The organism is Pelorhabdus rhamnosifermentans, assembly GCF_018835585.1.
Lineage (GTDB): Bacteria > Bacillota > Negativicutes > UMGS1260 > UMGS1260 > Pelorhabdus > Pelorhabdus rhamnosifermentans.
In genome coordinates this window covers 66,166-92,968 of record NZ_JAHGVE010000002.1, presented here as the reverse complement: position 1 = coordinate 92,968, position 26,803 = coordinate 66,166, and the positions used below count along the sequence as shown (strand labels likewise).

General features: G+C 39.3%; 23 protein-coding genes. 9 read left to right on the top strand and 14 right to left on the bottom strand.

The window, feature by feature from the left end; translation table 11 throughout:
- The first annotated feature begins 345 nt into the window (after positions 1 to 345).
- From Ga0466249_RS03640 to Ga0466249_RS03605, 8 genes are all read left to right on the top strand, one after another.
- Positions 346 to 1,653, top strand: a complete 1,308-nt coding sequence (locus Ga0466249_RS03640) for an ABC transporter substrate-binding protein (RefSeq protein ID WP_215828079.1) — start codon at positions 346 to 348, stop codon at positions 1,651 to 1,653.
- Positions 1,654 to 1,705: 52 nt separating this feature from the next.
- Positions 1,706 to 2,581: a carbohydrate ABC transporter permease gene (locus Ga0466249_RS03635; protein WP_215828078.1), complete on the top strand. Its 876-nt coding sequence runs from the start codon at positions 1,706 to 1,708 to the stop codon at positions 2,579 to 2,581.
- Positions 2,571 to 3,395 carry a carbohydrate ABC transporter permease gene (locus tag Ga0466249_RS03630; protein ID WP_215828077.1) on the top strand — a complete coding sequence of 275 codons (825 nt, stop codon included), beginning with the start codon at positions 2,571 to 2,573 and terminating at the stop codon, positions 3,393 to 3,395. Before Ga0466249_RS03635 ends, Ga0466249_RS03630 begins: the two co-directional genes overlap by 11 nt.
- A gap of 5 nt (positions 3,396 to 3,400) precedes the next feature.
- Positions 3,401 to 4,495, top strand: coding sequence for an ABC transporter ATP-binding protein (locus Ga0466249_RS03625; protein ID WP_215828076.1), 1,095 nt, complete (start codon positions 3,401 to 3,403; stop codon positions 4,493 to 4,495).
- 15 nt (positions 4,496 to 4,510) lie between these two features.
- Positions 4,511 to 5,278, top strand: coding sequence for a sugar phosphate isomerase/epimerase family protein (locus Ga0466249_RS03620; RefSeq protein ID WP_215828075.1), 768 nt, complete (start codon positions 4,511 to 4,513; stop codon positions 5,276 to 5,278).
- 241 nt (positions 5,279 to 5,519) lie between these two features.
- A complete protein-coding gene (locus tag Ga0466249_RS03615) occupies positions 5,520 to 5,882 on the top strand; it encodes a P-II family nitrogen regulator (RefSeq protein WP_215828074.1) in 363 nt (120 codons plus the stop codon).
- A gap of 482 nt (positions 5,883 to 6,364) precedes the next feature.
- On the top strand, positions 6,365 to 7,096 hold the full coding sequence (locus Ga0466249_RS03610; protein WP_215828073.1) for a hypothetical protein: 732 nt from the start codon (positions 6,365 to 6,367) through the stop codon (positions 7,094 to 7,096).
- Between the two features lie 193 nt (positions 7,097 to 7,289).
- The gene (locus Ga0466249_RS03605; protein WP_215828072.1) at positions 7,290 to 8,132 is read left to right on the top strand and encodes a hypothetical protein; all 843 of its coding nucleotides are present in this window, start codon (positions 7,290 to 7,292) and stop codon (positions 8,130 to 8,132) included.
- A gap of 115 nt (positions 8,133 to 8,247) precedes the next feature.
- On the opposite strand, the gene Ga0466249_RS03600 is transcribed toward Ga0466249_RS03605, so the two are convergent.
- Positions 8,248 to 8,637: a hypothetical protein gene (locus Ga0466249_RS03600; protein WP_215828071.1), complete on the bottom strand. Its 390-nt coding sequence runs from the start codon at positions 8,635 to 8,637 to the stop codon at positions 8,248 to 8,250.
- Between the two features lie 189 nt (positions 8,638 to 8,826).
- Between Ga0466249_RS03600 and Ga0466249_RS03595 the strand changes: the two genes are divergently transcribed.
- Positions 8,827 to 9,411, top strand: coding sequence for a hypothetical protein (locus Ga0466249_RS03595; RefSeq protein WP_246588427.1), 585 nt, complete (start codon positions 8,827 to 8,829; stop codon positions 9,409 to 9,411).
- 262 nt (positions 9,412 to 9,673) lie between these two features.
- Here the strand turns inward: Ga0466249_RS03595 and Ga0466249_RS03590 are convergent, their stop codons facing one another.
- The 13 genes from Ga0466249_RS03590 to Ga0466249_RS03530 all read right to left on the bottom strand — a co-directional run bounded on the left by Ga0466249_RS03590 (position 9,674) and on the right by Ga0466249_RS03530 (position 26,795).
- On the bottom strand, positions 9,674 to 10,873 hold the full coding sequence (locus Ga0466249_RS03590; RefSeq protein ID WP_215828070.1) for an SAM-dependent methyltransferase: 1,200 nt from the start codon (positions 10,871 to 10,873) through the stop codon (positions 9,674 to 9,676).
- Between the two features lie 254 nt (positions 10,874 to 11,127).
- Positions 11,128 to 11,337 (bottom strand): hypothetical protein, encoded by a 210-nt coding sequence (locus Ga0466249_RS03585; protein ID WP_215828069.1) that lies wholly within the window; start codon positions 11,335 to 11,337, stop codon positions 11,128 to 11,130.
- Between the two features lie 561 nt (positions 11,338 to 11,898).
- On the bottom strand, positions 11,899 to 12,330 hold the full coding sequence (locus Ga0466249_RS03580; RefSeq protein ID WP_446686540.1) for a methyl-accepting chemotaxis protein: 432 nt from the start codon (positions 12,328 to 12,330) through the stop codon (positions 11,899 to 11,901).
- Positions 12,331 to 12,393: 63 nt separating this feature from the next.
- Positions 12,394 to 13,422: a methyl-accepting chemotaxis protein gene (locus Ga0466249_RS27460; RefSeq protein WP_215828067.1), complete on the bottom strand. Its 1,029-nt coding sequence runs from the start codon at positions 13,420 to 13,422 to the stop codon at positions 12,394 to 12,396.
- A 148-nt stretch (positions 13,423 to 13,570) separates the two neighbouring features.
- Positions 13,571 to 15,064, bottom strand: coding sequence for an SLC13 family permease (locus tag Ga0466249_RS03570; protein WP_215828066.1), 1,494 nt, complete (start codon positions 15,062 to 15,064; stop codon positions 13,571 to 13,573).
- 357 nt (positions 15,065 to 15,421) lie between these two features.
- Positions 15,422 to 16,582, bottom strand: coding sequence for a 2-methylaconitate cis-trans isomerase PrpF family protein (locus Ga0466249_RS03565; protein WP_246588426.1), 1,161 nt, complete (start codon positions 16,580 to 16,582; stop codon positions 15,422 to 15,424).
- 285 nt (positions 16,583 to 16,867) lie between these two features.
- A complete protein-coding gene (locus Ga0466249_RS03560; protein WP_215828065.1) occupies positions 16,868 to 18,223 on the bottom strand; it encodes an MmgE/PrpD family protein in 1,356 nt (451 codons plus the stop codon).
- A 52-nt stretch (positions 18,224 to 18,275) separates the two neighbouring features.
- A complete protein-coding gene (locus Ga0466249_RS03555) occupies positions 18,276 to 20,198 on the bottom strand; it encodes an aconitate hydratase (RefSeq protein WP_215828064.1) in 1,923 nt (640 codons plus the stop codon).
- 138 nt (positions 20,199 to 20,336) lie between these two features.
- Positions 20,337 to 20,960, bottom strand: a complete 624-nt coding sequence (locus tag Ga0466249_RS03550) for a nitroreductase family protein (RefSeq protein ID WP_215828063.1) — start codon at positions 20,958 to 20,960, stop codon at positions 20,337 to 20,339.
- 203 nt (positions 20,961 to 21,163) lie between these two features.
- Positions 21,164 to 21,859 carry an IclR family transcriptional regulator gene (locus tag Ga0466249_RS03545; protein WP_215828062.1) on the bottom strand — a complete coding sequence of 232 codons (696 nt, stop codon included), beginning with the start codon at positions 21,857 to 21,859 and terminating at the stop codon, positions 21,164 to 21,166.
- Positions 21,860 to 22,068: 209 nt separating this feature from the next.
- Positions 22,069 to 22,653 carry a nitroreductase family protein gene (locus tag Ga0466249_RS03540; protein WP_215828061.1) on the bottom strand — a complete coding sequence of 195 codons (585 nt, stop codon included), beginning with the start codon at positions 22,651 to 22,653 and terminating at the stop codon, positions 22,069 to 22,071.
- Positions 22,654 to 22,703: 50 nt separating this feature from the next.
- Positions 22,704 to 24,680, bottom strand: coding sequence for a methyl-accepting chemotaxis protein (locus Ga0466249_RS03535; RefSeq protein WP_215828060.1), 1,977 nt, complete (start codon positions 24,678 to 24,680; stop codon positions 22,704 to 22,706).
- 117 nt (positions 24,681 to 24,797) lie between these two features.
- Positions 24,798 to 26,795 (bottom strand): oxidoreductase, encoded by a 1,998-nt coding sequence (locus tag Ga0466249_RS03530; protein ID WP_215828059.1) that lies wholly within the window; start codon positions 26,793 to 26,795, stop codon positions 24,798 to 24,800.
- Positions 26,796 to 26,803 lie beyond the last annotated feature (8 nt).

The following is a 26,803-nucleotide window of genomic DNA, read 5'->3' as shown; positions in this document are numbered from 1 at the left end:
TTATAATTAAGTGATTTGATAAAATATGATAAATTCCTGCAAATAAATTGCAATGCATTACTGAATTTATCCACCATGTGCTTTTCATTTTTTATGGATACCTATTCAAACAAGTTCATTTTATCACATATCCCTCTGCGTTAATAGATACAAAATACACGATACGAAAAGAAAGTGACTTATGTTAATTATGAATATTCTTTCTTTTTCGGGTGAATTCAGATCCTAATCAAGTAAAGTTAACCAAAATTTCTTTTGCTCTTCATAATTTTTCATACATTCTTAACAAAATTTTCTCCCTCAAAGCCTATACTGTTGTACATACCACATAAGGAGGATACACCATTGAACAAGTTACAAAAAGCACTGGTCTTATTTTTTATTGGCACCTTAACCATTGGGGCTGCTGGCTGCGGAGGGGCTTCCACAACGACACAAAGTTCCTCAGAAAAAACAAAAATAGAATATTGGCATGTGGCTGCCGAAAGTTTCGGTGGCGCAACCGTAAAAAGCCTTGTTGAACAGTTCAACAAAGAAAACCCCGATATTGAGGTCGTAGAAAAATACAATCCTGACATGTATAAAGGATTGACGCAAAATTTACAAGCAGCCATGGCTTCAGGAAATAATCCGGATGTTGTACAAATGGGCTACAGTTACCTTAATTATGCCGCTGAAAATTTAAAGTACGATAATATTGAAGAATTAATCGCTAAGCAGTCACCTGAAGATAAAACATTCTTACAAGATAATTTTTTACCCAATGTACTTGCCTTAGCAAAAACAAGCGATGGTAAACAAATCGGTATACCGTATTCAATGAGCGTACCTGTATTGTATTACAATCCTGAAATCTTTAAACAAGCCGGCTTAGATCCAGACCGTCCGCCTCAAACATGGCAGGAAGTTGTAAAAGCTGCCAAAACAATTAAAGATAAAACAGGCAATGTGGGTTTCTTCATGCAAGAATACGCCGATAACTGGGCGCAACAAGCATTAATTGAATCCAATGGCGGTCAGGTCTTAACGCAAAAAGACGGTAAAACAGTCGCTGGCTTTGATTCACCAGAAGCCGCAGAGGCCTATCAACTGCTTGCCGATATGGTAAAAGACGGCAGCGGACTCCATGCAACAAATGAAGAAGGATTTCAGGCATTTTTAAGTGGCAAACTCGGAATGGTATGCACAACGATCGGCAAACGGGAAAACTTTGAAAAAAGCGCTAAATTTACTGTTGAGTCCACACAATTTCCTAGTTTTGCAGGAAAAACAAAAAAAGTGCCTGCTGGCGGCAATTTCCTTATGGTCTTTTCTAAAGATGCCCAGAAACAAAAAGCAGCTTGGAGATTTATCAAATTCTTAGAATCACCTGAGTCCCTCGCAACGTGGACCAAGGGAACGGGTTATTTACCCCCACGCAAAGGCGTAACAGAAGATCCCAATGGATTAAAACAATTTACAGAAGAAAACAAGAATATGCAATCTGCCATGTCACAGATGCCTTATATTGTAAACTGGGCTAGTTTTCCGGGCGCCAATGGCTTGCAGGCCGAACAGGCCTTGATCGATGTACGTGATATTATCCTCAGCGGCAAAGAAACAGCAGCTAGTGCCTTAAAAGCAGCCGCTGAAAAAGTAAATGCTTTGCTGTAATACAAGCCATGCAAAACTATCGAGAAAAACCCGCTAAGAAAGGATCAAACCTATGAAACGTAATCATTGGTACGCTGCCTTATTTTTGGCTCCTGCTGCTATCTGCTTACTCGTCTTCTCATATTTGCCGCTAATACAAGATGTGTGGCTCAGCTTCCATACCTGGAATATGGTCAGCCCTACAATGAAGTTCGTCGGTCTGCAAAATTACCAGCAGTTATGTTCGGGTACAGAACTCAGCAAGGTATTATTCAATACCTTGCTGTACGTTTTCATTTTGATTATATTAAATTTCATTCTACCTTATCTATTGTCTTTTATCATGGCTCATGGCATGACATCTTGCAATTTCTTTTACCGTTCTGCCTTGTTCATTCCCAGTACCCTATCACTTGCTGTAGCCAGTATCATTTTTCTATGGATTTTAAATCCACTGGCCGGACCACTTCATATTATATTATCTGAAATCGGTCTTGAATCACCGCGCTGGTTCAAAGAATCAGGATTTGCCATCGCCGCGATTGGTATGATTATTGGCTGGAAAGTCTTCGGCTATAATTTAATCGTCATGCTGGCAGCCATGGTCGCTGTTCCCCAAGATCTTCTTGAAGCCGCTAAGTTAGAAAATGCATCAAAATGGCAAATATTTCGTCACATTATCTTGCCCCTAACTTCACCAACTGCTTTATATGTCTTCGTTATCACCGTTGTCTTCGGCTTACAATACGTACTTGTTCCTGTCAATATGCTTACACAAGGCGGGCCGGATCAAGGCAGTACAAACCTCGTCTATATTATTTATCAATATGGTTTTATCTTCTTCCAAACTGGTAAAGCAGCCGCTTTTGCCGTCCTGACAATCTTCTTCTATTCAGGCTTTCTCTTGCTAAAAGCCGTTCTCGACAAGAAGGTGCATTATGAAAATTAACCCGCGCAACTGGCCATGGCACCTTTTGCTTTGGATTGCTCTATTGATCCAACTATGGCCACTGCTATTCATGATATCGACTTCATTTAAAACAATGGATCAGATTTTCCAATCCACACTTAATCCCATTCCTGCCATACCTGTGCTTGATAATTATCGTCATGTTCTGGAAACGCTACCGCTTGCTCATTACATTTTAAATACCCTCGTCATTGCCGGTGGCATTACCCTTGCCAAAATCATCACAAGTGTACTCGCAGGTTTCGCCTTTGTTTACTATTCGTTTCCTCATAAAGAAAAAATTTTCAATGCTCTACTGCTCACATTTTTCATTCCCGTTACAGTACTCATTATGCCAAACTACTTGATTATCTCGAAACTTCATTTATTAAATACCCCCTGGGGCGTCATACTCCCTGAACTTGCCGATGGAATGGGTATCTTTCTCATGCGACAGACCATGCGAAGTATTCCAAATACGCTATTTGAAGCAGCAAAGCTTGAAAACGCGAATGCTTGGACGGTACTAACAAAAATTGTCGTCCCCCTGATAAAACCTTCACTATTCGCCCTCGCCATCGTCTTTTTTATCAATTCTTGGAATGAATATTTCTGGCCTTTACTGGTTCTTCATGACAAATCCTCCTTTACCCTCCCTTTGGCACTACAGATGTTTATCAGTGCCGAAGGTGGCAGTGAATGGGGAGTCGCCATGGCAGTAGCCATGCTGACTTCGCTCCCTCCATTAGTGCTATATCTGGTCTGTCAGCGTTTTATTATGAATACTTTTATGCAATCCGGAGTGAAAGGATAGATATTATGGAAGGTATCGTATTCGAAAATATTTGTAAATTCTATGGTAAAAATCAGGTTGTTAAAGACTTAGATCTCATCGTCCAGGAAGGCGAACGACTCATTTTGCTCGGCCCCTCTGGTTGTGGGAAAACAACCACACTGCGCATGATCGCCGGATTAGAAGATATTACTTCAGGAATCTTGCGCATGGGCGGTACAATCATGAATGACGTCGAACCAGGTAAACGTAATGTTGCCATGGTATTTCAAAACTATGCGCTTTATCCCCATATGACAGTTTGGGAAAATATCACCTTTGGCCTGTCGCTACAGCACATGTCCAAACAAGAAATCAAAACCCGCGTTGATCATGCCCTTCATATTTTAAACCTCTCAGGCTATGAGGAGCGTAAACCAAAAGAACTGTCTGGCGGGCAAAAACAACGTGTAGCCTTAGGACGAGCTCTGGTAAAACAAGCTCCCTATTTTCTTCTTGATGAACCCTTATCAAATCTTGATGCCCAGCTTCGCCTACAAGCACGAACAGAACTTGTCAAAATCCATGAAATGTATAGACCTACCCTGATTTACGTAACACATGATCAAATAGAAGCCATGACAGTAGGACAACGAATTGCCATTATGAATCAAGGCATTCTCCAGCAAATTGATACACCGGATAACATCTACCAGCACCCCGCTAATACCTTTGTAGCCTCCTTTATTGGTTCGCCACCCATGAATCTTATTACAGGACAATTTCATGATGGAGCGCTCTGGATTGCAGGAAGTCGCATTCAAACGCCTGCCAAGTGGCAATCACTCCTCGCACCCCATAACACTCTAACAATAGGCATCCGCCCCGAGCATTGCCAGTTAAGTGATAAGCTCTTTTTAAGTGGTCAGATTGTCCTTGTTGAGCACCTCGGCAGTCAGCATTGCATTCATGTCAATTTAGCCGACGACCAGCGTATTTTGTGCATGATTCCGGCAGAACAATCCCTTCCAAGTGGCACACTCCATTTCTCCTTTGATTGGGAACATTTCAATGTATTTGATAATCAAACTGGAACAAATATTGGCACACCTACGGCTAATCCCTGCGTTGTTAATTTATAGAATAGAGGCGAATCCATGCAACTCGCACTAAGCAACCTATCTTTCATTGGTTTTGAAAGTAATCAACTGATCAACCTCCCTAAAGATCTGGGACTAGAAATTTTTTATGAATTTGGTAATGATTTGTATTGGCATACGTTATTAAAACAGTTATTTTCTGATCATGCCCCTCATTCACTCAGTCTTCATGGTCCCTGTATCGCAACAAACTTGGCTGATCCTAATGACAATCATTATCTTGTACAATATAAACAAGCATTAGATTTTGCAGCAAAATGGCAGGCAAACTTCATTGTCGTCCATACAAACGAAGCATTTACAGGTGATAAACGCTCCACCCAAAACCTCGTCAAGGATCGTATCACCGAGCTCGTGGCCCTTGCTAACAATTATCCCGTTCAATTAGTCATTGAAAATGTCGGTCTTTGCAATAAGAACACACTACTTTTTGATTGGAATGACTATTGGGATCTCATCCAAGCATTCCCTACTGTGGGCGCTCTGTTAGATACAGGCCACGCCCACATCAATGGCTGGCAAATGCCACGGGTTATCTATGACCTTGGACCACGCCTCAAAGCATGCCACCTTCACGATAATCATGGCCAAACAGACGCTCATCTGCCGATCGGCTTAGGCATTATCCCCTGGCAGTCTCTATTTACTGCCCTTCAAACCAGTTGCCCTGACGCATCTCTTATATTTGAATATGCTCATGTCGAACTTAAAACTGCCTTAGCCAATATCCAAACGATTACTAAAAAATATTCCATTGAGTACTAGGCACTGTATCTCATGAATGATAAACAGACTGTCCTCATTACTGAGAACAGTCTGTTTTCTTATACTGGTATCGTCAATATTCAATAAATAGCATCGCTTATTATTGCGAAAACTCTTCCTCATACCAAAAGAACTGATTGTCAGGAAAGCACCGTTGCGTTAAACTATACTCAAGGAATCATTAACACTTCCGTGTATTCATATGGACCTTAAACTGAAATCAGAAGGAGAGTGCCCCATCATGCGCAAGCTGACTAAAATTGAAATCATCACTCGTCCCAATAAACTTGATGAATTAAAAAACGCCTTAAATGCTATCGGTGTAAATGGTATGACTGTCAGTCAAGTGTATGGTTGTGGACTAACCAAAGGCCATAAAGAGGTTTACCGTGGCCGAGAATATACGATTAATTTATTACCAAAAATTAAGATAGAAACAGTCGTATGCGAGATACCTGTTGAGCTTGTTCTTGAAACAGCTAAACGTGTTTGTCACACAGGTGAAGTTGGCGATGGAAAAATTTTTGTTTACACATTAGACAATGCCATTCGTATCCGCACCGGTGAAGAAGGCGACATTGCCATTATAGACCCTCAAAATTAACAAAGTGTCCGTATCACTTTCATGTGACACGGACACTTTGTTTCGATTCATTCCTTGTTTTTCAACGCAAAAGAGGAAGGGCCATCCCTTCCTCTTCTTCATAAAGCAACCATCCTTATTAGCGCTATACTGACAATTTATACACTGGAGAGAAATACTTGCTAAACAGGACCCGCTTACAATATTCCAAAGAATAAAATAGATATACAGAAAAACACAACCCTTGTAGACTCGTAAATCATTTTGCAATAACGGGGAATTTCAATTCCTTGCATTTCGCAAATTCATTTAACAATTAGTCGCTATAAGGATGGTGCCTATTTAAATAATAGCATAGAAATATCCTTTTGGCAATAGTTTTGATTATTATAATATATATCTTTTTGCATCCATTTTTTTGCATCATCTAATCAAATAGTATTTGCAAAGTGTACTATAGAAGAATAAAATAAAATCAATATGTTTTTTTAGGAGGCTGTATAATGCTGTCATTAAATAAACTGTGGATAATTGCATATGTTGTAATCCTAATCTTATCCAGTCAATCATCTGGTTTTGCTGCTGATTCCCAAATTCAAGCCACAGGAGAAATTAGTTATGTTGTCACAGAAGATGGTCTATATGGAATTATTGGGGATGACGGAAAAAAATATCAACCCATCAATTTGCCACAAGAGCTACGCAAAAATGGTCTTGCTGTCAAATTCAACGCAGAAATTCGGGATGACTTATTTAGCGCCATTACTTGGGGTACAACAATTAAAATTAACACAATAAAAAAGCTAACACCTATTCTCACTAAGCCTGAACGCACAGCCATTTATATTTTATTAAACAGAATGAACGCTTTTAATCATAAAGATCTAGGCCAGCTTCAAAAATTTGATACTCAAGCTAAAAATTTGTCTACACAACAATTTACGGACTGGATTGCAGATTACAACAATTTTACACTGCGCTATGTTGAAATTTCATTCGTTGACCCCATTACCATTACAGGTTCTTGCATCTATACACGTGAACGTACCAATACCATGACTCTGTATGATAACAATAATATAACCCAATTGAATTTTACACTAAGCGCCACAAAAGATGGCTGGAAACTCACTCAGTCTGATTCAGTGAAACCACGCTACGAACTAACGAAAATCAAAGAACAAGCTAACTTAAAATATGGAACAGACGATTTAGCTTCCATTTGGCCTGAATAAAATAAGTCTCACAAGTTTAAGCAAATTTATTATGCCATTTCCCGCGAATGTAATTGAAGCTGAGTATTGGCACTATAATATTGATTTAAAATTCGATCCAACGTTTGACTCACTTGCAAAACAAATACCATTAGAACTCAAATTTTGAAGTATAATACACAAGAAATTATTCAGTCTTAACTTAGGAGAAAAAATGAAATTTTTTTTGAACATTTTTATCTTAATTATTATAATGCAAGTACATATCACATTCGCCGCACCCTTTTCAGGCACACTAAGCTATGAATATAGCAAACAAGCTGAACAAGAGAAAAAATACAGTCCTGATGTTACAATAAATCTAAATTGTGATTTAACTAATCAATTATCTTTTAATGGCACCTTTGAATCTAACCGCACAAATAACCAACCGACTACAAATACAATAAATAATGCTTACTTAGCCTATCATCATGCCAATTCGGATTACAGAATTGGTAAACAGAACTATACACTAAGTAACGGACTCATTGCCAGTATGAGCGGAACAAACGGAATACAAGCACACTTCACCACAACAAATAACACAGCTAGTTTTTTTTATGGACAAGACAATAGAAATTTATTTGCATTAAGTTTTATGCTCAACAATTTAGGAAAGCACCGAAATTTCATGTTAGAAGCGAATTATTTTCAAGAAGACAGCCCATTCATTGGCATTACTGCCTCTAAACAACTAGCTAATAATACTTCACTTATAATCGAAACAACCAAAAACTTAACAACTACGGCTGCCGGTTATCTCATTACCTTGGAATATGACAGCACTCAACAAAGCGATGATATGGACATATCACTTTCCTATCGCAATATCAAACAAGGAGCGGTCTCAGCATATTGCGTCGATTCGTATTATGATCATTCAAAGGGATTCCGGATTACATTTAATAAAAGCCTTAGTAAAAATACGACGCTAGACGCTTATCGTGATATTGCTGCAAGCCAAGATAATATAGCAATCAATACGACTGCCCTAACCCTGTCCAGAAACTTTTGAGTTAATGAACGATAGCCTTAGCCCACTGGCAACAGACCTCCGTCAAGCGGTCAGTAAATTCCAGATTAGTCTAATAAAAAACGTTCTTAGCTTTCTTTATGCTAAGAACGTTTTTTTATTCTTGCCCAACAACCTTGCCTGACCAACGCCTTCTAAGACACTCAACACTGTCCTCGCACAGAAACTTCAAATCTTCAACACATCGCCCAATAATGTAAGTACCGCCGTGACTAATGACATGATCACGAAAATCCTTCTGATCCTCTGACAGGATACCTGTAATCGTTTTAGCCTCGATATATACTGTCCAACCATCTTTTATTGCAGTCAAATCACTAAGCCCTTTATGACTACCCATGCTTTGTTGGTGCCGTATGACAAACCAACCATTCCATTCCAGATATTCGCGTTGAGCATTCTGTATATCTACTTCCTTGAGTCCCTTAGGCTTCTTTCCTGCTCCGCCACCAAGGATATTTGCAAAGTCACGTTCACTTAAGCGCATCTAATACTCTCCTTCTTATGCTCATGTTAGCTATTAAAATTTTACACCGATTACACTGGAATTACCAAGCAAATATTTATTGTCATAAACATTCCCCCTTTTACCGTCCACTCTGCTTAGCTATGTCACCCTTTCCTCCCCCCAGCATATTATGTAACAGAACAAAAAAAATGAAAAGGGGAGGTCTATATGTTCCGTCATTATGGTGAAAATCTTCATTTTATAGGTAACGGATATATGATGAGCGAAAAAGCTATACATGTAAGAGATTGTTTTCGCCTACTTTGGGAACAACATATTTATTGGACAAGAATGGTCATCGAAGGTATTCTATTCGATTTACCTGATTTAGAAGCAACAACAACTCGTCTTCTACGTAATGCACCTGATTTCGGAAAAATATTTTGCCATTTTTATGGGAATCAGATAGCAGCTGAATTTAGCCGCCTATTGAAAGACCATCTCATAATTGCCGGAGACCTCGTCAAGGCTGCAAAAGCTGATAATAGCCAAGCGGCAACAGACGCAGAAAAAAGATGGTACGCAAACGCAGATGATATCGTTTGTTTTTTAAACCAAATCAATCCTTATTGGTCTGTTAAGCCTATGCAACAAATGTGGTATAAGCACTTGGCACTAACCAAAGAAGAAGCAATTACTCTTCTCAATAAAAATTATACCAAAAGTATTAAGACATTCAATCAGATTGAAAACGAGGCTCTGTTCATGGCAAATGCCTTTTCCAATGGAATTATCTACTCATTCAGCCTTTAAACAATTTAATTCTCATATTGTTTTACTGCAATTACGCTAACTACTAATTCCTGCTGAAAACGAAAACCTCTCACATACACCCTTACTCTTTATTTTACATAAGATATAGTAAAACACTAAAGAGAATTTTACTATGCGGCGTAGTTATCCTCAAGCTGACTCCAATAGATATGAGAGATATATTATCGGCTATGATGGATATGGGACAAAAAAGCCTCCAAACTAAAATAGTAGGAGGCTTTTTCATTGCAGGCATTTCACTTTAATCAACATATATATCATTTAAAGTAATTGGAAGTTCATTGTTGACTCCCTTAGAAAATAATATTTGATAAACGTCAAGATTGCCTGTTCGCAAAATAGCCGCAGCGCCCTGCAAATATAAAGTCCACATGCGAATAAAGCGCTTATCAAACATACCGGAAATTTCATCAATATGCTGGTGAAAATTTTCATACCAAAGTTCCAGGGTTTTCACATAATGTCTGCGTAAACTTTCCATGTGCCACACCCTAAAATCATAATCCGGGAATAGTGAAATAATTTCCCGCAATGCCGGAATACATCCTCCTGGGAAAATATACTTTTTAGCCCAAGCATTGGTCTCGACTTCTCGTAAATTAGTCAGTGTGTGCAACATAGAAATACCACCAAAATTAAGCAAATCGTGTACTTTCTTCATATAACTCGCAAAATAGTCACGTCCAACATGTTCAAACATCCCCACACTGACAATCCTATCAAATTGATATTGGGCAGGATCAATCTCTAAGTAGTTACTTAATTTTACCGTGACCTGATCACTCAATCCGGCCTCCTCAACACGCTTTCTAGCGCCAGCATACTGTTCCTCGCTTAATGTGATTCCTAGCGCTCTGACTCCATACTGTTTTGCTGCCCTTAAAATAAGCCATCCCCAGCCACATCCAATATCCAGTAATTGCATTCCCGGCTGCAGCCGCAGCTTTTTCAAAATCAGATCAATTTTTTGCAATTGTGCCAGATGTAAATCATCATCTTGCTTTTTGAAATATGCACAAGAATAGCACATCGTTTTATCCAGCCAAAGTGAGAAAAAATCATTCCCAAGATCATAATGAGCATGAATATTTTGTCTTTGTTTAAATTTATCCGCCACCGACCCTAATCCAGATTTAGCAGCTGTCATCCATTTATTCGCCAAGTGCTGCGTATCCGAATTAAGTAGCTTATTCATTTCCATTATGCTAATTAATTCATCCAGACTTCCTTCATAATCAATAATTTCATCCATGTAAAATTCACCCAATGTTATCGTAGGATCCTCTATGGTCGCAGTCATAAGGGGAGGCTTTTTATTAAAAATAATTTTGAAATGCGGCTCGGTATCACCATAATGTACCTCCTCACCATCCCAGTAGCGAACAGCTACTCCGCCATACTGAATGTGCTTAAACATAGCATCAATTAGTACCTTTTTCATCTTACCACCTTCTTGTTTTTTTATAACAAAATATTCCATCATAATCTGAATTGCAATGTACAATGGAATTTGAACCATAATGCCGTAACAATACAATATATATTGTATTGTACAATTTGTTGAAAACTTTTATTACTTATACTTTCCTAAAATATAAATACGGCAAAAATAATGCGTTTCCTTGTTAATCGAAAAAAAAATCGCCTACCCCGGCTATTGAACCGGAATAGGCGATATCAAAGAACAATTTTTTTTTACTTTTTTGTTGAAAAACTGCATTTTGAAAAATTAATGTAAAATTTTAATGATGAAATTAAATAATTAGCTCGAGCGGAATTAATATTTTCAATATTAGTCGTACCTGTTGCATCTTTGGTAATTTCCTCAAGCTGAAAGGGATAATAGCCTAAAGTAAGTAGCTGTTCTTTTAATTCTTCAATAAGAAGAATGTGAGAATTAGTCATAATACGATTCTCCTATATTAAGTAGTCGATTACACTGTTGGCTCCCTGTTATTAGTGTCCAATTAGAGTGTTTTTTCCAAATGTAACGATGAAGCTTCTATAACCGTTGCATTGAGACCCACTTGCATGAAATCTACCATTGAGTAAATCATGATGTTTTTCATATGACATCCCACCTTTACCATATTTACATCCTCGTGCAAATAATACCATGGAAATATGACAAAATTATGACTGCGTAACAAGGTATCAAGCTAATCATATTTTTTAGCAATATCTAACCGTGTCTGGCCCAATTTCTTGCAATATGGCTAAATTTCTGCTGAACAGTATTGATTTATTTCGGGCATGAAAATGCTCCCCTAAAGGTGACAGGTTTTTATTATTTAACCTGTCACCTTTAGGGGAGCAAAGTACTACCCCAACCGGCTCTTTTTCTACCTTACCTCTATTCAATTAATAACAATAGATAAGGCTTTGATGTTATCCCCAAGCGACTTTTATCTCACACGGCATTCCATCAATTTTAATTTACTTAAACTGCAATGTTTTCCAAACAATTTATACACGAAAATTACTTACTGCCGTATTTAATTCGCCCGACGCATTAGCCAATCCATGACTTGAAGTAGCTATTTCCTGCATAGAAGCAGACTGCTCTTGGGTCGCAGCCGAAACCGTTTCCGTTTCGCTCGCATTTTCTTTACTTATCCTATCTATATTGTGAACAGATTCAACAAGTTCTTGGCTACCTCCAGCCATTTGGCCCATAGATTCTGATATATCTTGAATTTTGGATGATAATTGGACTACAGAATCAGCAATAATTTGAAAGGCATTACCTGCTGATGTAACTACTTCAACCCCCGCTTGTATTCCCGCTGAGCTGCTTTTGGTCGCTACAATCGCTTCATTCATGTTTTGCTCATTCTTCTTAATAAGATTTGCAATCTGCTGGGCTGCTTTGTTAGATTCTTCTGCTAGCTTTCTCACTTCTTCAGCCACTACAGCGAAGCCTTTACCATGTTCTCCTGCCTTGCAGCCTCAATAGCAGCATTAAGGAGCAAGAAGATTTGTCTGCTCGGCAATCGAAGATATAAGACTAATAATTTCATTCGACCCTTTGGCAAGTTCCCCAATCGCATATTGAACAGCGCCTGCGCCCTCACCGATCTGCTTCATCTGAACTATTGCTTTCTCAATAGCTTGACGTCCATTTGCAGTCGAATGTGCTGTTTGATTTCCAATATCAACAATCATCTGAACGTTCGCCGATACTTGTTTAATGCTTGCCGAAATTGCTTCGACAATGGCCGACATACCCGTCATCGCTGTCAGCTGTTGCCCTGAACCTTGCGCAATTTGCATAATCGATGATGCCACTTGGTTAGAAGCTTCAGCTGACTGTTGAGCACTGGCAGTCAGTTCTTCACTTGATGCTGAAACAAGTTCTGCTTGAGACTGAGTCTTAATAATCAGACTACGCAAATTATCTGCCATCTGCTTAAAAGCAATAGCCAATTGCCCCACTTCATCATCAGTGCAAACCGTACTTGGCCGTGACCGTAGATCTCCTTGAGCCAACAGTAACGCTTCGTCCCGTAACCCAATAAAAGGTTGAACGAATTTTTTACTTACATACATAACAAATAACACTGTTAAAATGATAAATAGAAAACAAATTTCTATCATATTTTTAGTTAGAACCGATAAATCTTGTGTCATCTCTGTCTCTGAAGCAGAAACAATCATCACCCATTGTTGGTTATCAGAAATTCTGAGTAACGTAAAAACCCCGACATGTTTTACACCATCTATATCGTTATAGGAACCAATGACCTGTTTGCCATTACTAGCCACCTTAAATAGCTGGGAAAAATTTTTATCCACCTCAGATATTTTATTTTTCAATTCCGGATCAGTTTTATTTTCAACAATATTGAATTTACCATTTAATTCTGGCATTTTAGAATGTGCGATAATCATACCTGATTTGTCAACAATGCTTGCATATCCGGTATCTTTTAATTTAACTGTCTTAAGCAAATCAATGATGCGTTGCAAAGAAACGGTGCCGACGACCACCTTTGCAATGTTTCCATCTACTGCACAATCAAGGCAAACAGAAGTAACTATCTGTTTGCCTTGAGCTTTATTTTATCGACACTTTTTTAAACAATATTCTATCATTTTCAGATATAATCAATGATTTCCTTTGTAGCTATTAGCTTTTTTAACGCCATAAGCCAATTAATGGCCAATAGGTGAACATGAAGACTAGTATCAGCACATACATAATCACAGCAAGAGGAATTCCCAACTTCACCATGTCTTTTGTCGTAAAACCGCCGGTCCCATAAGCAATCATTGCCGGCGCGGAAGTAACCGGTAAAATAGCCGTACTTTGAGCTACAATAAGCACTCCCATAATAATTCCAGTTATGGGAAGAGCAGGGTTATGCAACTCCACTAAAAACCCAATAATTGCCGGCGTAACTGCAGCAATACAAGAAGTAATGCTTGTAAAACAAAATCGGATAATAAACATTAACAAAAAGATAGAGATCGCTAACCAAGTAATTGAAAGATTGCCCACTCCTGAATCAATAAACAATACTTTAGCCACCCATTTAGCAGCACCCGTGTTGGTAAACATATCAGCCATTGAAATTCCGGCACCAAACAGAAGTATTGTATTCCAGTCAACCTTTTTAGATAAGTCTTTCCAATTACACACGCCGCTATAAGGCGACACCATCAATAATACAGATAATACGGAAACTGCAGTAGCATCAATATGATGCAACTTATCTGTCGCCCACAAAAGAATTGTTAAAACCATAATGATTAATATTTTTTTCTCACTTACCGACATGGGACCAAGATCATCAAGACATTTGTTTAAATATTCCCGTCCACCAGGCAGTTCCGAAAATTCAAATTTAAACATTTTGATCACTAAGAAATACAGTCCAATTGCAAATACTACTGTAAACGGGAAAAGGTATTCCATCCACTCTATATAACTTATGCCAGGCAGACCAGCAGTCTTTAAAAAGCTGAGAACAATAGGATTAGGAGCTGCCCCGGTAAGTACAGCGTTACCTGTCACAGAGGGAAGTATTCCCGCCAACAATAACATTGCTTTACCGATTTGGCTGTTTATTGGCAGTCCAAATGCTGTAATCAGACCAAGAGAAATAGGAACTAACGTTGCACCGCGGGCTATAACCGATGGAATTAGAAAGGTCAAGACAAAAGAAGTAATAATAATTCCTGCCATTATCGCATTTATTTTTGTTCCGACCATACGAATAATCATATATGCAATGCGTCTTTCAATTCCAGTGCTGACTATTGCGGCCGCCATAAATAATCCGGACGCAACAAACACCCAGCCGCTATTTGAAAAGCCGCTCATAGCTAATGGTATAGCTTTTCCTGTTCCAAGCAAGGCACCGCTCGTCCCGCTGGCAGGAGCGAATCCCAGTCCCGCAATACTCATAAAAATCAACGAAATTGCACTGACATTGTATGGAATCGCCTCAGTTATCCACATAAATATGGTAAACACCATAATAGCAAGTATACGTTGTCCAGCCATCGACAGTCCCGCAGGCGTCGGTGCCATAATGATGGCAACCATTGCTGCTAACCCTATTAGAATCATTATTACTTTTCTATCAAAGCCACCATTAGAAACTAATGACTCAGAATTTGTTGACATTCTACTTTCCTCCTCGCGCAATCCTTATTTTTTCGGAAAATGGGACACCTTTATTCCTACACTTACTATTTAATTTGCATTATTATAGCAGAAAGAATATTTACAATTATTTACAATGAATTCAGTATTCTGAATATTTTTTCGTGTTTTCGAGATTGGTCAAAACAAAAATCTATTATATCTATCCTACAAATAAAATCAAAAAGTTCCTGTTAGTACCTAGTACCCTACAAACTGACAGGAAAGGCGGCAAAAAAACCACCTGTCACTCATACACAAATGGAAGCCGCCTATAAAATTTCTGCCAATTATATAACTGTAAAATCTACTATTAAAATCGCAGGCTAAACCGATTTACTACTTTAAAACAGTTTTAGGAACATACGCATAGCCTTCCATAATACGTCTGGCTGTTCTGCCTACGCCTACGCGTTTAATATATTTATCAGGATTCTCAGTATCAAGTGTAACCTTGACATCCATTACACCGTAGGGATGTCCGATTCTAAGCGTATCCGATTTCTTCGCCTCTTCATCAAGCAATTCCCTTACTACTGTCCCTTCAATATTGGCGGCCGCACCTGTACAAACTCCACCTGTTACCATATAAGCCCGATGCATTTTTTGCATGGAAGCCAACCGCGACACTAAATCAATATCTTTTCCTGAAATGATTTTACCATCTGGATTTTTATAATCTCTTGCCTTAGAAACAAATCCGATTTTTGGAATTGCCGGGCTTAATTTTGTAGCAAGCTTAGCATCATCTACAATGCCCACCATCTCAGCTACTACACTTCTAACTTCTTCAATTGTCCGTAGCACCTCTGGCATATTTTCCACTTCTGTTGGTAACTCAGTGCCTTTAAGTCCCAATTCTTCAGCCTTCATAAAGACAACTGGATTGGCTGCATCTACTACGGAAACTGTAAATTTCCCTTTTTCACCTAAATCGATAATATCTTTCGCATTTCCTGTCGGTAATAATTTCTTTGTAACCGATCCAGCTGGATCATCAAATTCCAATAGAATGCGGGCACCCGTCCCTGGAACTCCCTGAATTTCGTAGTCACCTTCTGATTGCCCTTTTCCATCCTTGACTGGTACTGTAGCATAAATCATTTTATCTGTGTTTGTATTATAGATACGAACATTTGTAAAAGGCTCTACCGGTTTCACAAAACCCTCATCTACCGCATATAATCCCACTGCTGAAGAAATATTGCCGCAATTGCCTAGCCAGTCAATCACTGGCGCAGCAAAAGACACTTGACCAAACGTATAATCAACATCTGCATCCTCTCGCGATGAAGGGCCGATAATTGCAACTTTACTTGTTAAAGAATTCGCCCCTGCTAAACCATCAATTTGCCGTTGATCCGGACTACCAAAAACTCTCAAAATAAACTTGTCACGCAACGGACCTGCCGCTGGAATTTCATGTTCTTTAAAGAATATTCCTTTACTAGTTCCTCCACGAACAATTGCACAAGGTACACGCATCCATTCTCTATCCATTTGTTTTTCCTCCTTGATATTTGTTATTCTTTCTATTACATCCTCAAAAAACATCTGTTTTGTTTCACAACCTTTTACCTGATTATCTTTTTACTAATTCCCCCTTTATCTAAATATTTAAATCTGACTTTATAAAACTGCAATGCAAGCAAGATTTAGTACTATATTAAGTACTAAAAATTTTTCCTAATGTCGTTCGTGTTTCATCCAACAAAACTATGTTTCATTAAATGAAGACAGCGTTTTACTTGCCCTTGAAAATTATAAAGATTACTTATATAATATCTATAATTTTCTTTCATTGCATAATAACATTAGCTCTGATACATTGGTACAATTTTCTATTTTCGCAACCCAGTCAATAATCGTTTGCAAACTTTCCGGTGAATAGACTTTTTTACAAGCATTCCTAAATTTGCGTCGTACTTCCTCATGATCTCCGGACATCCCCGAAAGTCTGTCAATCTTCTGTGAATAACTTTTACCGTCATTAGTATTTATGACAATTTCTGCACCGCGTATATCAGGATATTTATCATTCCACTCTTTAGTAGAATATGCTTTGACTTTTTTCGCAGTTTCACGAATATCTTCACGCTTAATGGCCTCGTCAGTAAAGTCATCCAGTCCAACGAAGCCCTGATGTAGCGCCGTTGCCAGAAGATAGTTCATGCTAAATCTAGCTTGTGCAATCGTACTTGGACTTTGATTAGGAGCTGTAGCTTCAATTGCAATATCGAAAGTATTTACAACTATTTCTTGTATCGCTTTCAGATCCGGTACAACCTTGATTAATTTAAACGAAGCCTCTATTGCTGCATGAGTATAACGACAGCAGGGAAATAGTTTCGTATAGGTATCATTCACTAAATGTCTTTTACCTAAATCGGCTAAGCATGCATCGACTATCTGCTGTTTAGGTGTATCAGAAAAAATTGAAAACAACCCATTCTTGCCCTCAAATATTTGTAAAGGAGCCTCTACCCCATTGCTGGCCAACAAAGCAGCTTCTATACCTTTTTCCGCTACATACCCAACTTGAATCGGTTTAGACATTTGTCCCTCAGTCAGCGGCTGCCGAATGCCAAATGCTCCTAATCCTGCGAGCCCTATGGCATAGGTCATTTGCTTTTCATTCAGACCAAGTATCTTGCCAGCGGTAACCGCCGCACCGATAACTCCGCACGTACAGCTACCATGAAAACCCTTTTGTATATGAGATTTTCCTAATGCTTTTCCCAGTCGATATTCTATTTCATATCCTAGTGTAATTGCTTCAAGAAACAGTTTCCCATTCGGCTTATGTTTGGGTGCTAACGCAAATGCCGTTCCAATAACCGGCCCGGCAGCATGTATTCCCGCCCAAAGATGCCCATCATCATAATCAAGGCCATGTGCAAAAGCCGCATTTAAAAAACCAGCCGTAGTTACCGGATAAGAACCCTTTTCTGCGTCGGTATCCACACTCAAATTATGAACATAATTCATTAATTTACTTGGCAAATCAGAATAATACGTTACAGCACTTGTTACAGCAATATAATCAATTATCCTGGACTTAACCGTTTCTATAGTCTCCTGATCATTTTCTGTAAGTTTTGTCTGACAAATATATCGTGCAAAATTTTCAGATAATGTCAATTCGGACATCTCCTGTCGTTTTCAATTTTCTATAATTAAACTGGAATTCACCCTATTGGGCGATTGTATAATTAAGCAATCCGCCTTTTAATATAATATCGCGTTGCCTTTGCGTAGTTTCATTCACTGTAGTAAAGCTAGTTCCTTTTGTAATGTTACGCACAGTAATTTTGTCCAAATAAATAGATTTGTAAATATCATCAATTACCAATTCATCACCTTGTTCAATTTTGCTGTAATCAGCAGCATCAGCGAATTTCAAAGGCAATATACCGAAATTAATCAAATTCGCCTTGTGGATACGTTCGATGCTAATTGCAATCAAAGTACGCACCCCCATGTACATCGGACACACGGCGGCATGCTCACGGGAAGAACCTTGTCCGTAGCTTTCCCCGCCAACAATAACAGGTGTTTTTCCTTTCGCCACGATATCTTTACAATTTTTAGGGAATTTAGAATCCACAAATTGGAAGATGAATTCACAGGATTTAGGTACGTTGGCACGATAATTCATTGCCTGCCCACCGGGAATGATATCATCCGTATTGATCATATTGCCGACTTTAATCGCCACTTCCGATTTGAGTTCAGTGGGCATTTCTGTATTGTAGGGTGGAGTCCCGATAATCTCACTCCGATAAATTTCCTTTTTCCCTGTCGGAAATAATATAAGCGAATCATCAATGGCATATTTTTCCGGTAAATGAATTTCAGGATATTCAATACCCAATTCGCGCGGATCTGTCAATTTACCAGTTAGTGCTGTTGCAACTGCAACTAATGGACTAGTCAAATACACTTTTCCATCCTGGGTTCCGCTTCTCCCCACAAAATTACGGTTATTAGTACGCACCGATACACCCGCCGTTTGCGGTGATTGTCCTTGTCCTACACAAAAATTACATCCCGTTTCTAAAATTCTGGCGCCAGACTCAAGAATATAGCTTAGAGCACCATTTTTCGCGATCATCGACATTACCTGCCTAGATCCAGGTACAACCCCAAAACTTACATGCGGATGAACTTTCCGCCCTTTTAACATCTCTGCAACCATCATTAAATCAAGATAAGAGGAATTGGTACAGCTGCCAATCAAAACCTGGTCTACAACCACTTCTCCTGCTTCTTTCACAGTTACCACTTTATCTGGTGAATGTGGAAGAGCAACATTAGGTTCGATCGCTGCCAAATCAATTTCAATCACTTCATCATACTTAGCGTCCGCATCAGGCAATAATTCCTGCCATTGTTCTTCGCGATCCTGTGCAATGAAAAATTTACGCGTCATTTCATCACTTGGGAAAATCGAGGTAGTAACTCCGGTCTCAGCTCCCATATTGGCAATAGTAGAACGTTCAGGCACCGTAAGGTGCGCAATCCCGTCCCCACCATATTCCAAGACAGTTCCCACATTCCCCTTAGTTGTCAGTTTTTTTAGTACTTCAAGAATTACATCCTTGGCAGTAACCCATGTCTTAAGCTTTCCACGTAAAACCACTTTCTTAACTTTAGGATAGGTCATAAAGAATGGACTTCCACCCATTGCCAAAGCCACGTCCAATCCCCCGACTCCAATTGCTACCATTCCTGCAGCTCCACTAGTAACGGTATGGCTGTCACCGCCAATCAATGTCTGACCGGGACAGCTGAAACGTTCAAGATGCACCTGATGACAAATACCATTGCCCGGTTTTGAAAACACAATGCCATACTTGTCTGTTACTGTTTCATGATACCGATGGACATCAGCATTGGCCGGCCCATACTGTGATAAAAGATGATCACAATACGCCACAGATAATTTCGTTTTTACCTTTGGAATTTTCAAAGCCTCAAACTGCAGATAAGCCATTGCTCCAAGCGATTCCTGGGTTAAAGTCTGATCTATCCTGATCCCTATTTCCTTGCCTGCTGCCATTTCACCTTTTACTAAATGAGTGGAAATAATTTTTTCAAACAGATTGTGCCCCATAATCAAACCCCTTTCTCAACTACTATTTTAAATGTTTAATGAATTAGCAACTAACATTAATCTCGTTTTGTTTCATTAAATGAAACAAAGTTTCATTTATATCATATAAGTTATAAACTCCCTGCAAATCAGCTATGATTATTTTAGAAACTTCACTATTTCATCTAACGGCTTCCGGCTGTTTTTAGGTGGTATAACTGCCGGTTTCCCAATAGGAATTAAAGCAGCTAGTGAGTTACCATTAGTAATTCCGAGTACTTCTTCCAGTTCTTTGCGGGCAAATAAGGGTCCCGTCATCCAACAGCTACCAAAACCCTTTTCCCAGGCTGCCAACAATATCAATTGAGTGACTGCGCCTATTGTCTGTAAATCACCCCTGCATCTTAAATCGTCAACTTCTTGTTCTTTGTATCCAAGATCAAGCATTAATAAATCTGGTTTCGTCCGATATTTAGCTGTTGCAACTACTCCGATAACAACAGGTGCGTTTAAATAAAACTCCTGTGGAACATAGGGTGGTACATTTGCATTTATTTTTTTTACTTCATTATTTAACTGAGTGGCTTTATCACGACAAACTCGTACCATTTCATTCTTTATTGATTCATTTTGAATAACAATAAAATTCCAAAACTGTTTATTTCCTGAGTTACACGCATTCGTGGCAATAGAAATGATCTCTCTAATATCCTTATTCGTAATTGGCTCAGGAAGGAATTGACGAATACTTCTTCTATCGCGCACAAGCTCTGTAAATTCCATATAATCATCTCCTTTACTTTGTACTGTACCGTCTAATGAAACAATGTTTCATAATAATAAAACACATATTTTATGTATTCGATATTAATCTGATAATTCCTTCTTAACTATTAAATTCTTTGAATTCATTTTAAATAATTAATTTACAATTTTCACTGTAACGATATGCAAACGCTCTGATGGTTTGAAACCTCATCAAGCGATTAAGCATTAAAACCTAGTTTACTAGATATCGTTCGAGACATTTCTTTCATTAAATTTATATAACGTGGTAACGACTCATCATTGTATCTAAAGGAGGGTCCTGAAATAGTTAATGCTGCTACAATATTCCCTTTAAAGTTTCGAATTGGAACCGACACAGCAGATATGCCCTCTCCCCTTTCATTTTCACTATAGGCATAACCATTCTTACGGATACTTTCCAGCACGGCTTCATCTACGCCATAGTTCAAGTGTGAAAATGCTAACAATACCTTGCCCGAGGCACCCCTATCTAGCGGTACCTCTTCTCCCACTGTAACTACCCTTCGCAACAAACGAGAAGTTTGAATTCTTTCGACACATACTCTCTTATTATGTGCAACAATATATAAGCTGACCGATTCATCTAATGTGTCACGAATTTTTCTCATGTAAGGAAGCGATATGGTCCGAAATTCTAGATCATCCAAAAAAACCTGGCCCAGTGTCAATACCTTTGATGAAATAGAATAAGTTTGTGTAGATTCGCTTTTATTTAAATAACCCAATTGTTCTAACGTCTCGGCAATACGAAAAGTTGTTGCCTTTGACAATCCTATATACTCTGAGAGTTCAGTAACACCCATTTGTGGTTTTTTGTTTGAAAAACATTCCAATAGTTTAAATGCTCTTTCTACCGCACGAATATTATACATTAAGAACCTCCTGCTACACCGTCAATATTTGCATTTATCATATATTATACCACTGACACTAAAATTCCTTTGAATCCTAGTTGAGATTTTATTTTATCTGATTCAATTATGTGACGACATATCTATCACTATTTTCTTAACAAATATTCATCCGCACAGTAAGAGCTATTTGTACATTTTGTTCACTCCAAAATCCCGGCCATTCGAACTTATTTTATTATGGTTACAATGTTTTCTTTTCTTTCTTTGGCAACTGGTGCGTTCCCATCTCGATACCCCAGGCAAATTGACCCGCAAACCTTATGATTTTCCGGGACCCCTAACTCTGTCAAAAAAGTTCTTACGCTTTTATCATTACAAAACCAACTTACTTGATTGATCCAGCAAGAACCTATTTGTAAATAATGTGAGACTAAAAACATATTTTCTATCGCACAAGCACTATCTGCCATCGCATTTCCGTAATCGGCTTCATTAGATACGATAATTAACGTTGGTGCATGGTAATAAAAATTATAGGAATCATTTTTAGAAGCCTCTTTGCCAGTCCGAATACTTCGATACGTGCTTTCATCAACTTCTAATTTTTCAAACGCTGATTTTATGTACCCATTTAATTGCAATAGCTTTTCTTTGTTTTGAAGCACCATAAAATGCCACGTCTGTGAGTTTCCTCCACTCGGCGCATACTTTGCTGCTTCTAAAATTATTTTTAAATCCTCATCACTGATTTGCTGATCGGTATACTTTCTGATACTTCTTCTTGTTAGAATGTTTTCAATAACATTACTCATAATATTCATCCCTCCATTATTTCAGTAGAATCCTTTCAAAATTGCATTTACTAAAGGGTAAACTTCCGAACTGCAATTTGCAGTTCTTCCGCCAAACATGACAATGCCTTACTAGAATGAGCAATTTCCTCCGCTGAAGCAGACTGTTCTTCAATAGCAGCTGAAATATTTTGCGCTTGACCGGCGATTTCCGTACTAATATTTTCTACTTTATCTACTGCCAGAAGCACTTTATCGCTACTAACTACAAGCTGTTCCTGGCTATTTGCCGCACCTTGAATGATGTCAGCTACTTCTTTCACTTGGCACATAATGTCTTGAAAAGATGCTCCAGCATCATCGACAACTTCCGTTCCCTTCTTGACTTCAACCGTACCCGTATTCATAGCTGTGACAGCAGTATTGGTCTTCAGTTGAATTTCCCCGATAAGTAAGGTTATCTGCTTAGCTGCTTGCTGCGAATCCTCGGCCAGTTTACGTACTTCTTCGGCAACCACTGCGAAACCGCGTCCATGCTCACCCGCTCGTGCCGCTTCAATGGCGGCATTCAATGCCAATAGATTCGTTTGACTAGAAATATTAGCAATGGTTTCTACGATATTACCAATTTGTGTTGAATGTTCACCAAGTTCTGCCACCACTTTGGCCGTATCTTCCACAGTCACCTGGATATTATCCATCTGTTTAATAACCGTATCCACTGTAGTATTGCCGATTGTCGCCACACTTACTGCCCGACGTGTAATCTCCAAAGCATTTTTAATATTCGTTGCTCCTCGCTTCATCTCAGCAACAATTTCTTCCATCAAAGCTTTCGCACTGTCTACTGCCCGTAATTGCTCAGCCGTCCCTTGGGCTGTTTCGGTAATTGATACCGCTACTGTATTGGACACCTGCGCTGACTGTTCAGCACCTGCAGTCAATTCCTCCGCCGCCGCCACTTGTTCGGTAGCACCTTGAATTTTTTGAATAAAACCTCGCAGATTGCCACTCATCTGTTCAAAACTCTGTCCCAACCGTCCGATTTCATCATTAGAAACAATGCCAAGCTTAATCAATGAAATATCGCTGTCAGCAATACGCTTAGCTGCTTCCTCTACTTCGCGGATAGGCTTGCTAATGCGCCGGGCATACCAAGTAATAAACATACCTGCAACAATCAATACTGCTATAATAGTCACTAATGATATTGTCGTTAGCGTCGAAACGGCACCCGTCATTTCCTTTACCGGTACAGCTAAAGCCAATGACCAATTAACGCCTGGTATCGGTGCATAAGCATAGTACTTATCAACCCCCTGGGAGGAAGTAGATCGACTGAAGCCTTTTTCCCCTTTGACCATTCGCTCAGTAAGCTGCTTCTGCCCGGGATCCGCATTAGAATCACTAAGAGGGTTGCTCTTCATCTCTATTTCTTTATCGGGATGAATAATTCTAAGACCGTTTCCCTGCGTGACAAAAACGTAGCCAGTCTGTCCTACTTTTATTTCTAATAATTTTTGGGTAAGACTCTCTATATTGATTCCTCCATATAATGCTCCAATAATCTTGCCGTCAAACTTTACTGGCGTACAAACAGTAACGACAAAATGCCCTGTTGTTACCGAAATAACAGGATCGGAAATAACCGTCTCACCTTTCAGCATAGCCTGTTGAAAATAATCACGTTGACCGATAGTTCCACTCTTCCCCAGTGCATTACGAAATACCCCTGTCGTATCGGCAAATCCAATGTTTTCATAGATTTTATTTGCCTGAGCAACATTGTTAAGATAAGGAATAATTGTCTCTGCATTGCCACTTTGTACAGCAGGTGCCAACGCTATCATTTCCAACTCCGCTTTCCGGACTTTAAACCAGTCGCCGATGATATTGGCTGAATTCACAGCGAATTCTCCCATATCGCTAGTAACATTTTCGGTTATAATAGCCCGCGCCTTATAGTAATTGAGTCCCCCCAATACACCAAGTGCCACCAGAAACATAGCAAGAATCGTAACAGTAAGTTTAGTCTGAATACTTTTCATCTTTTCGCCCCCACTTGCAAATAAAACGGTATAAGGGTCAACCATTAGCTTGTGGTTAACCCTTTATCACCGTGACACTATGAAACAATAAATAGCAACAATTTTTTTCTCTAAAAACTACTCGCTTTTTTGGAAACGTTCATCTATACCTAATGCTAGGTCCTTGGCTAAAAGAATGGCCTGGCGTAAGGAATCAGCAATTCTGCCAGGTTTAACACAGTCACCTATGCTGACGACTTTTACTCCAGCTTGTCCAAACCTTTTTGCCAAATTATTTACGGAGACACTTCCCGCTGCGAGAACTGTTAAATCGGATTTAAAACCTTTGCTGACTTTCGAACCGTCAGATTCGGTAACACAACAGTTAATTTGACCTTCTTCAATACTTTCAACAAATGCTTGAGTCTGAATCTCTATTCCAGCTTCTTTCATCCGACGGAGCAAATCCGCCCGATTTAATGGCTTAAGATCGACTGCAGCATCCTGACGCATTTCTACAATTATAACTTTATTTGTCTTTGCCAGGTATTCAGCAGTTTCGCACCCTACTGAACCCCCTCCAACTACTACGATATTCAAGCCTGAAAAGGACTTTTTCTGGGCTAACACTTCATGAGCAGTCAAAACAGAGGCATTTGCAACACCAGAAATCGGGGGTATATACGGTTTTGCTCCCGTAGCCAAAATAACAATCTCTGCCCCGGATTCTTTAAGAATTTCGACAGTTGCCTCAGTACCTAATTTTAGTTCTACACCAGACACGTCAATCTCATATTTCAGAAACTCAACTAGCCAACCAATTTTATCTTTATAAGGAGGTACCGAAGCAATACATAGTTGCCCCCCCAGTTGTTGTTCTAATTCATATAAGCTAACATCATGGCCTAGCTTTTTCAGTAGAAACGAGGCATACATGCCTGCCGGACCGCCACCAACTACAGCGATCTTTTTCTTATTGGCGATTTTATTTGTGAGTACCCGCATTTCTGCCTCTCGTCCTACGGCAGGGTTGAGAGCACAACAAATTGCTAAGTCATCAGATACTCGCCTAGATATGCAGGTATTACAAGAAATACAACGCCTTATGCCTGCCGCTTGGCCAGATTGAGCCTTTCTTGGCCAATAGGGGTCTGCAATAAGTCCCCTTCCCAGCGCCACAAAATCAGCATCCCCTTTTTCAATCGTCGCATTGGCTGTGACCGGATTTCGGATAACTCCCACTGCCGCAACTGGAATTTGAACAACGCTTTTGATTGCCTGAGCTAAATTTGTTTTCCATGCTTCTGGGTAAGATGCTGGCTCAACATGTCTTTCGTGGGTGTATCCATTTCCGGCAGTAACATGAAGTAAGTTCACGCCCGCTTGTTCAAGAAGTTTTGCATTTTGTATTGCATCTTCTAATGTCAAGGCCCCAGGCATAAATTCGTTACCATTCATCCGGAACGAAATAGGAAAACCATTGCCGACCGCTTCCCTAATACTCTTGACCACCTCTAGAGGGAAACGTAAGCGATTTTCTACACTCCCACCATAAATGTCTGTGCGTTTATTAGTCCAGGGAGAAATAAATTCTGCCAAAAGGTAAGCGTTAGCACCGTGAATTTCTACTGCATCAAAACCTGCCTTTTTGGCTTTAAGAGCTGCTAACCCAAATTTAATAGTTATGCCTTTAATTTCATCCTCTTCTAATTGTCTAGGTACCTCGTGACCGGGACCTATCGGAATGTTAGACGGTCCGACAATCTGACTTCCGCCAATTCTCGAGGCTTTTGTACTAGCCCCTGCGTGACTTAATTGAAGTGCGACTCGCACCTCTGGAGCGGCTTCATGTATTGCGTGACAAAGAGCACCTAAACTTGGAATATAACCGTCATCGTCAATACGCAATTGGATAGCACCATTGCGCCCTGTTGGATAATCTACGTTGGCATTTTCTACAATAATAAGCCCTACTCCGCCTCGAGCACGCTCAACATAATAATCAATCAGACGTTGCGATACTTCACCACTCTGCAAAGCAAAATTCGTTGCCATTGGCGCCATTATGATACGATTCTTTAATACAAGGTTTCCGATCTTCCCTTCTCTAAAAAGATATTCATAATCCGAGTTCATACACTTCC

What these genes read in the sequence shown, in the direction of transcription:
- Ga0466249_RS03585 (WP_215828069.1), bottom strand. Translation starts at nt 11,337, where the DNA reads ATGACTAATTCTCACATTCTTCTTATTGAAGAATTAAAAGAACAGCTA.
- Ga0466249_RS03535 (WP_215828060.1), bottom strand. Translation starts at nt 24,680, where the DNA reads ATGAAAAGTATTCAGACTAAACTTACTGTTACGATTCTTGCTATGTTT.
- Ga0466249_RS03630 (WP_215828077.1), top strand. Translation starts at nt 2,571, where the DNA reads ATGAAAATTAACCCGCGCAACTGGCCATGGCACCTTTTGCTTTGGATT.
- Ga0466249_RS03550 (WP_215828063.1), bottom strand. Translation starts at nt 20,960, where the DNA reads ATGGAATTTACAGAGCTTGTGCGCGATAGAAGAAGTATTCGTCAATTC.
- Ga0466249_RS03555 (WP_215828064.1), bottom strand. Translation starts at nt 20,198, where the DNA reads ATGGGGCACAATCTGTTTGAAAAAATTATTTCCACTCATTTAGTAAAA.
- Ga0466249_RS03625 (WP_215828076.1), top strand. Translation starts at nt 3,401, where the DNA reads ATGGAAGGTATCGTATTCGAAAATATTTGTAAATTCTATGGTAAAAAT.
- Ga0466249_RS03620 (WP_215828075.1), top strand. Translation starts at nt 4,511, where the DNA reads ATGCAACTCGCACTAAGCAACCTATCTTTCATTGGTTTTGAAAGTAAT.
- Ga0466249_RS03600 (WP_215828071.1), bottom strand. Translation starts at nt 8,637, where the DNA reads ATGCGCTTAAGTGAACGTGACTTTGCAAATATCCTTGGTGGCGGAGCA.
- Ga0466249_RS03590 (WP_215828070.1), bottom strand. Translation starts at nt 10,873, where the DNA reads ATGAAAAAGGTACTAATTGATGCTATGTTTAAGCACATTCAGTATGGC.
- Ga0466249_RS03595 (WP_246588427.1), top strand. Translation starts at nt 8,827, where the DNA reads ATGTTCCGTCATTATGGTGAAAATCTTCATTTTATAGGTAACGGATAT.
- Ga0466249_RS03610 (WP_215828073.1), top strand. Translation starts at nt 6,365, where the DNA reads ATGCTGTCATTAAATAAACTGTGGATAATTGCATATGTTGTAATCCTA.
- Ga0466249_RS03615 (WP_215828074.1), top strand. Translation starts at nt 5,520, where the DNA reads ATGCGCAAGCTGACTAAAATTGAAATCATCACTCGTCCCAATAAACTT.
- Ga0466249_RS03570 (WP_215828066.1), bottom strand. Translation starts at nt 15,064, where the DNA reads ATGTCAACAAATTCTGAGTCATTAGTTTCTAATGGTGGCTTTGATAGA.
- Ga0466249_RS03545 (WP_215828062.1), bottom strand. Translation starts at nt 21,859, where the DNA reads ATGTATAATATTCGTGCGGTAGAAAGAGCATTTAAACTATTGGAATGT.
- Ga0466249_RS03565 (WP_246588426.1), bottom strand. Translation starts at nt 16,582, where the DNA reads ATGGATAGAGAATGGATGCGTGTACCTTGTGCAATTGTTCGTGGAGGA.
- Ga0466249_RS03530 (WP_215828059.1), bottom strand. Translation starts at nt 26,795, where the DNA reads ATGAACTCGGATTATGAATATCTTTTTAGAGAAGGGAAGATCGGAAAC.
- Ga0466249_RS03540 (WP_215828061.1), bottom strand. Translation starts at nt 22,653, where the DNA reads ATGAGTAATGTTATTGAAAACATTCTAACAAGAAGAAGTATCAGAAAG.
- Ga0466249_RS03605 (WP_215828072.1), top strand. Translation starts at nt 7,290, where the DNA reads ATGAAATTTTTTTTGAACATTTTTATCTTAATTATTATAATGCAAGTA.
- Ga0466249_RS03635 (WP_215828078.1), top strand. Translation starts at nt 1,706, where the DNA reads ATGAAACGTAATCATTGGTACGCTGCCTTATTTTTGGCTCCTGCTGCT.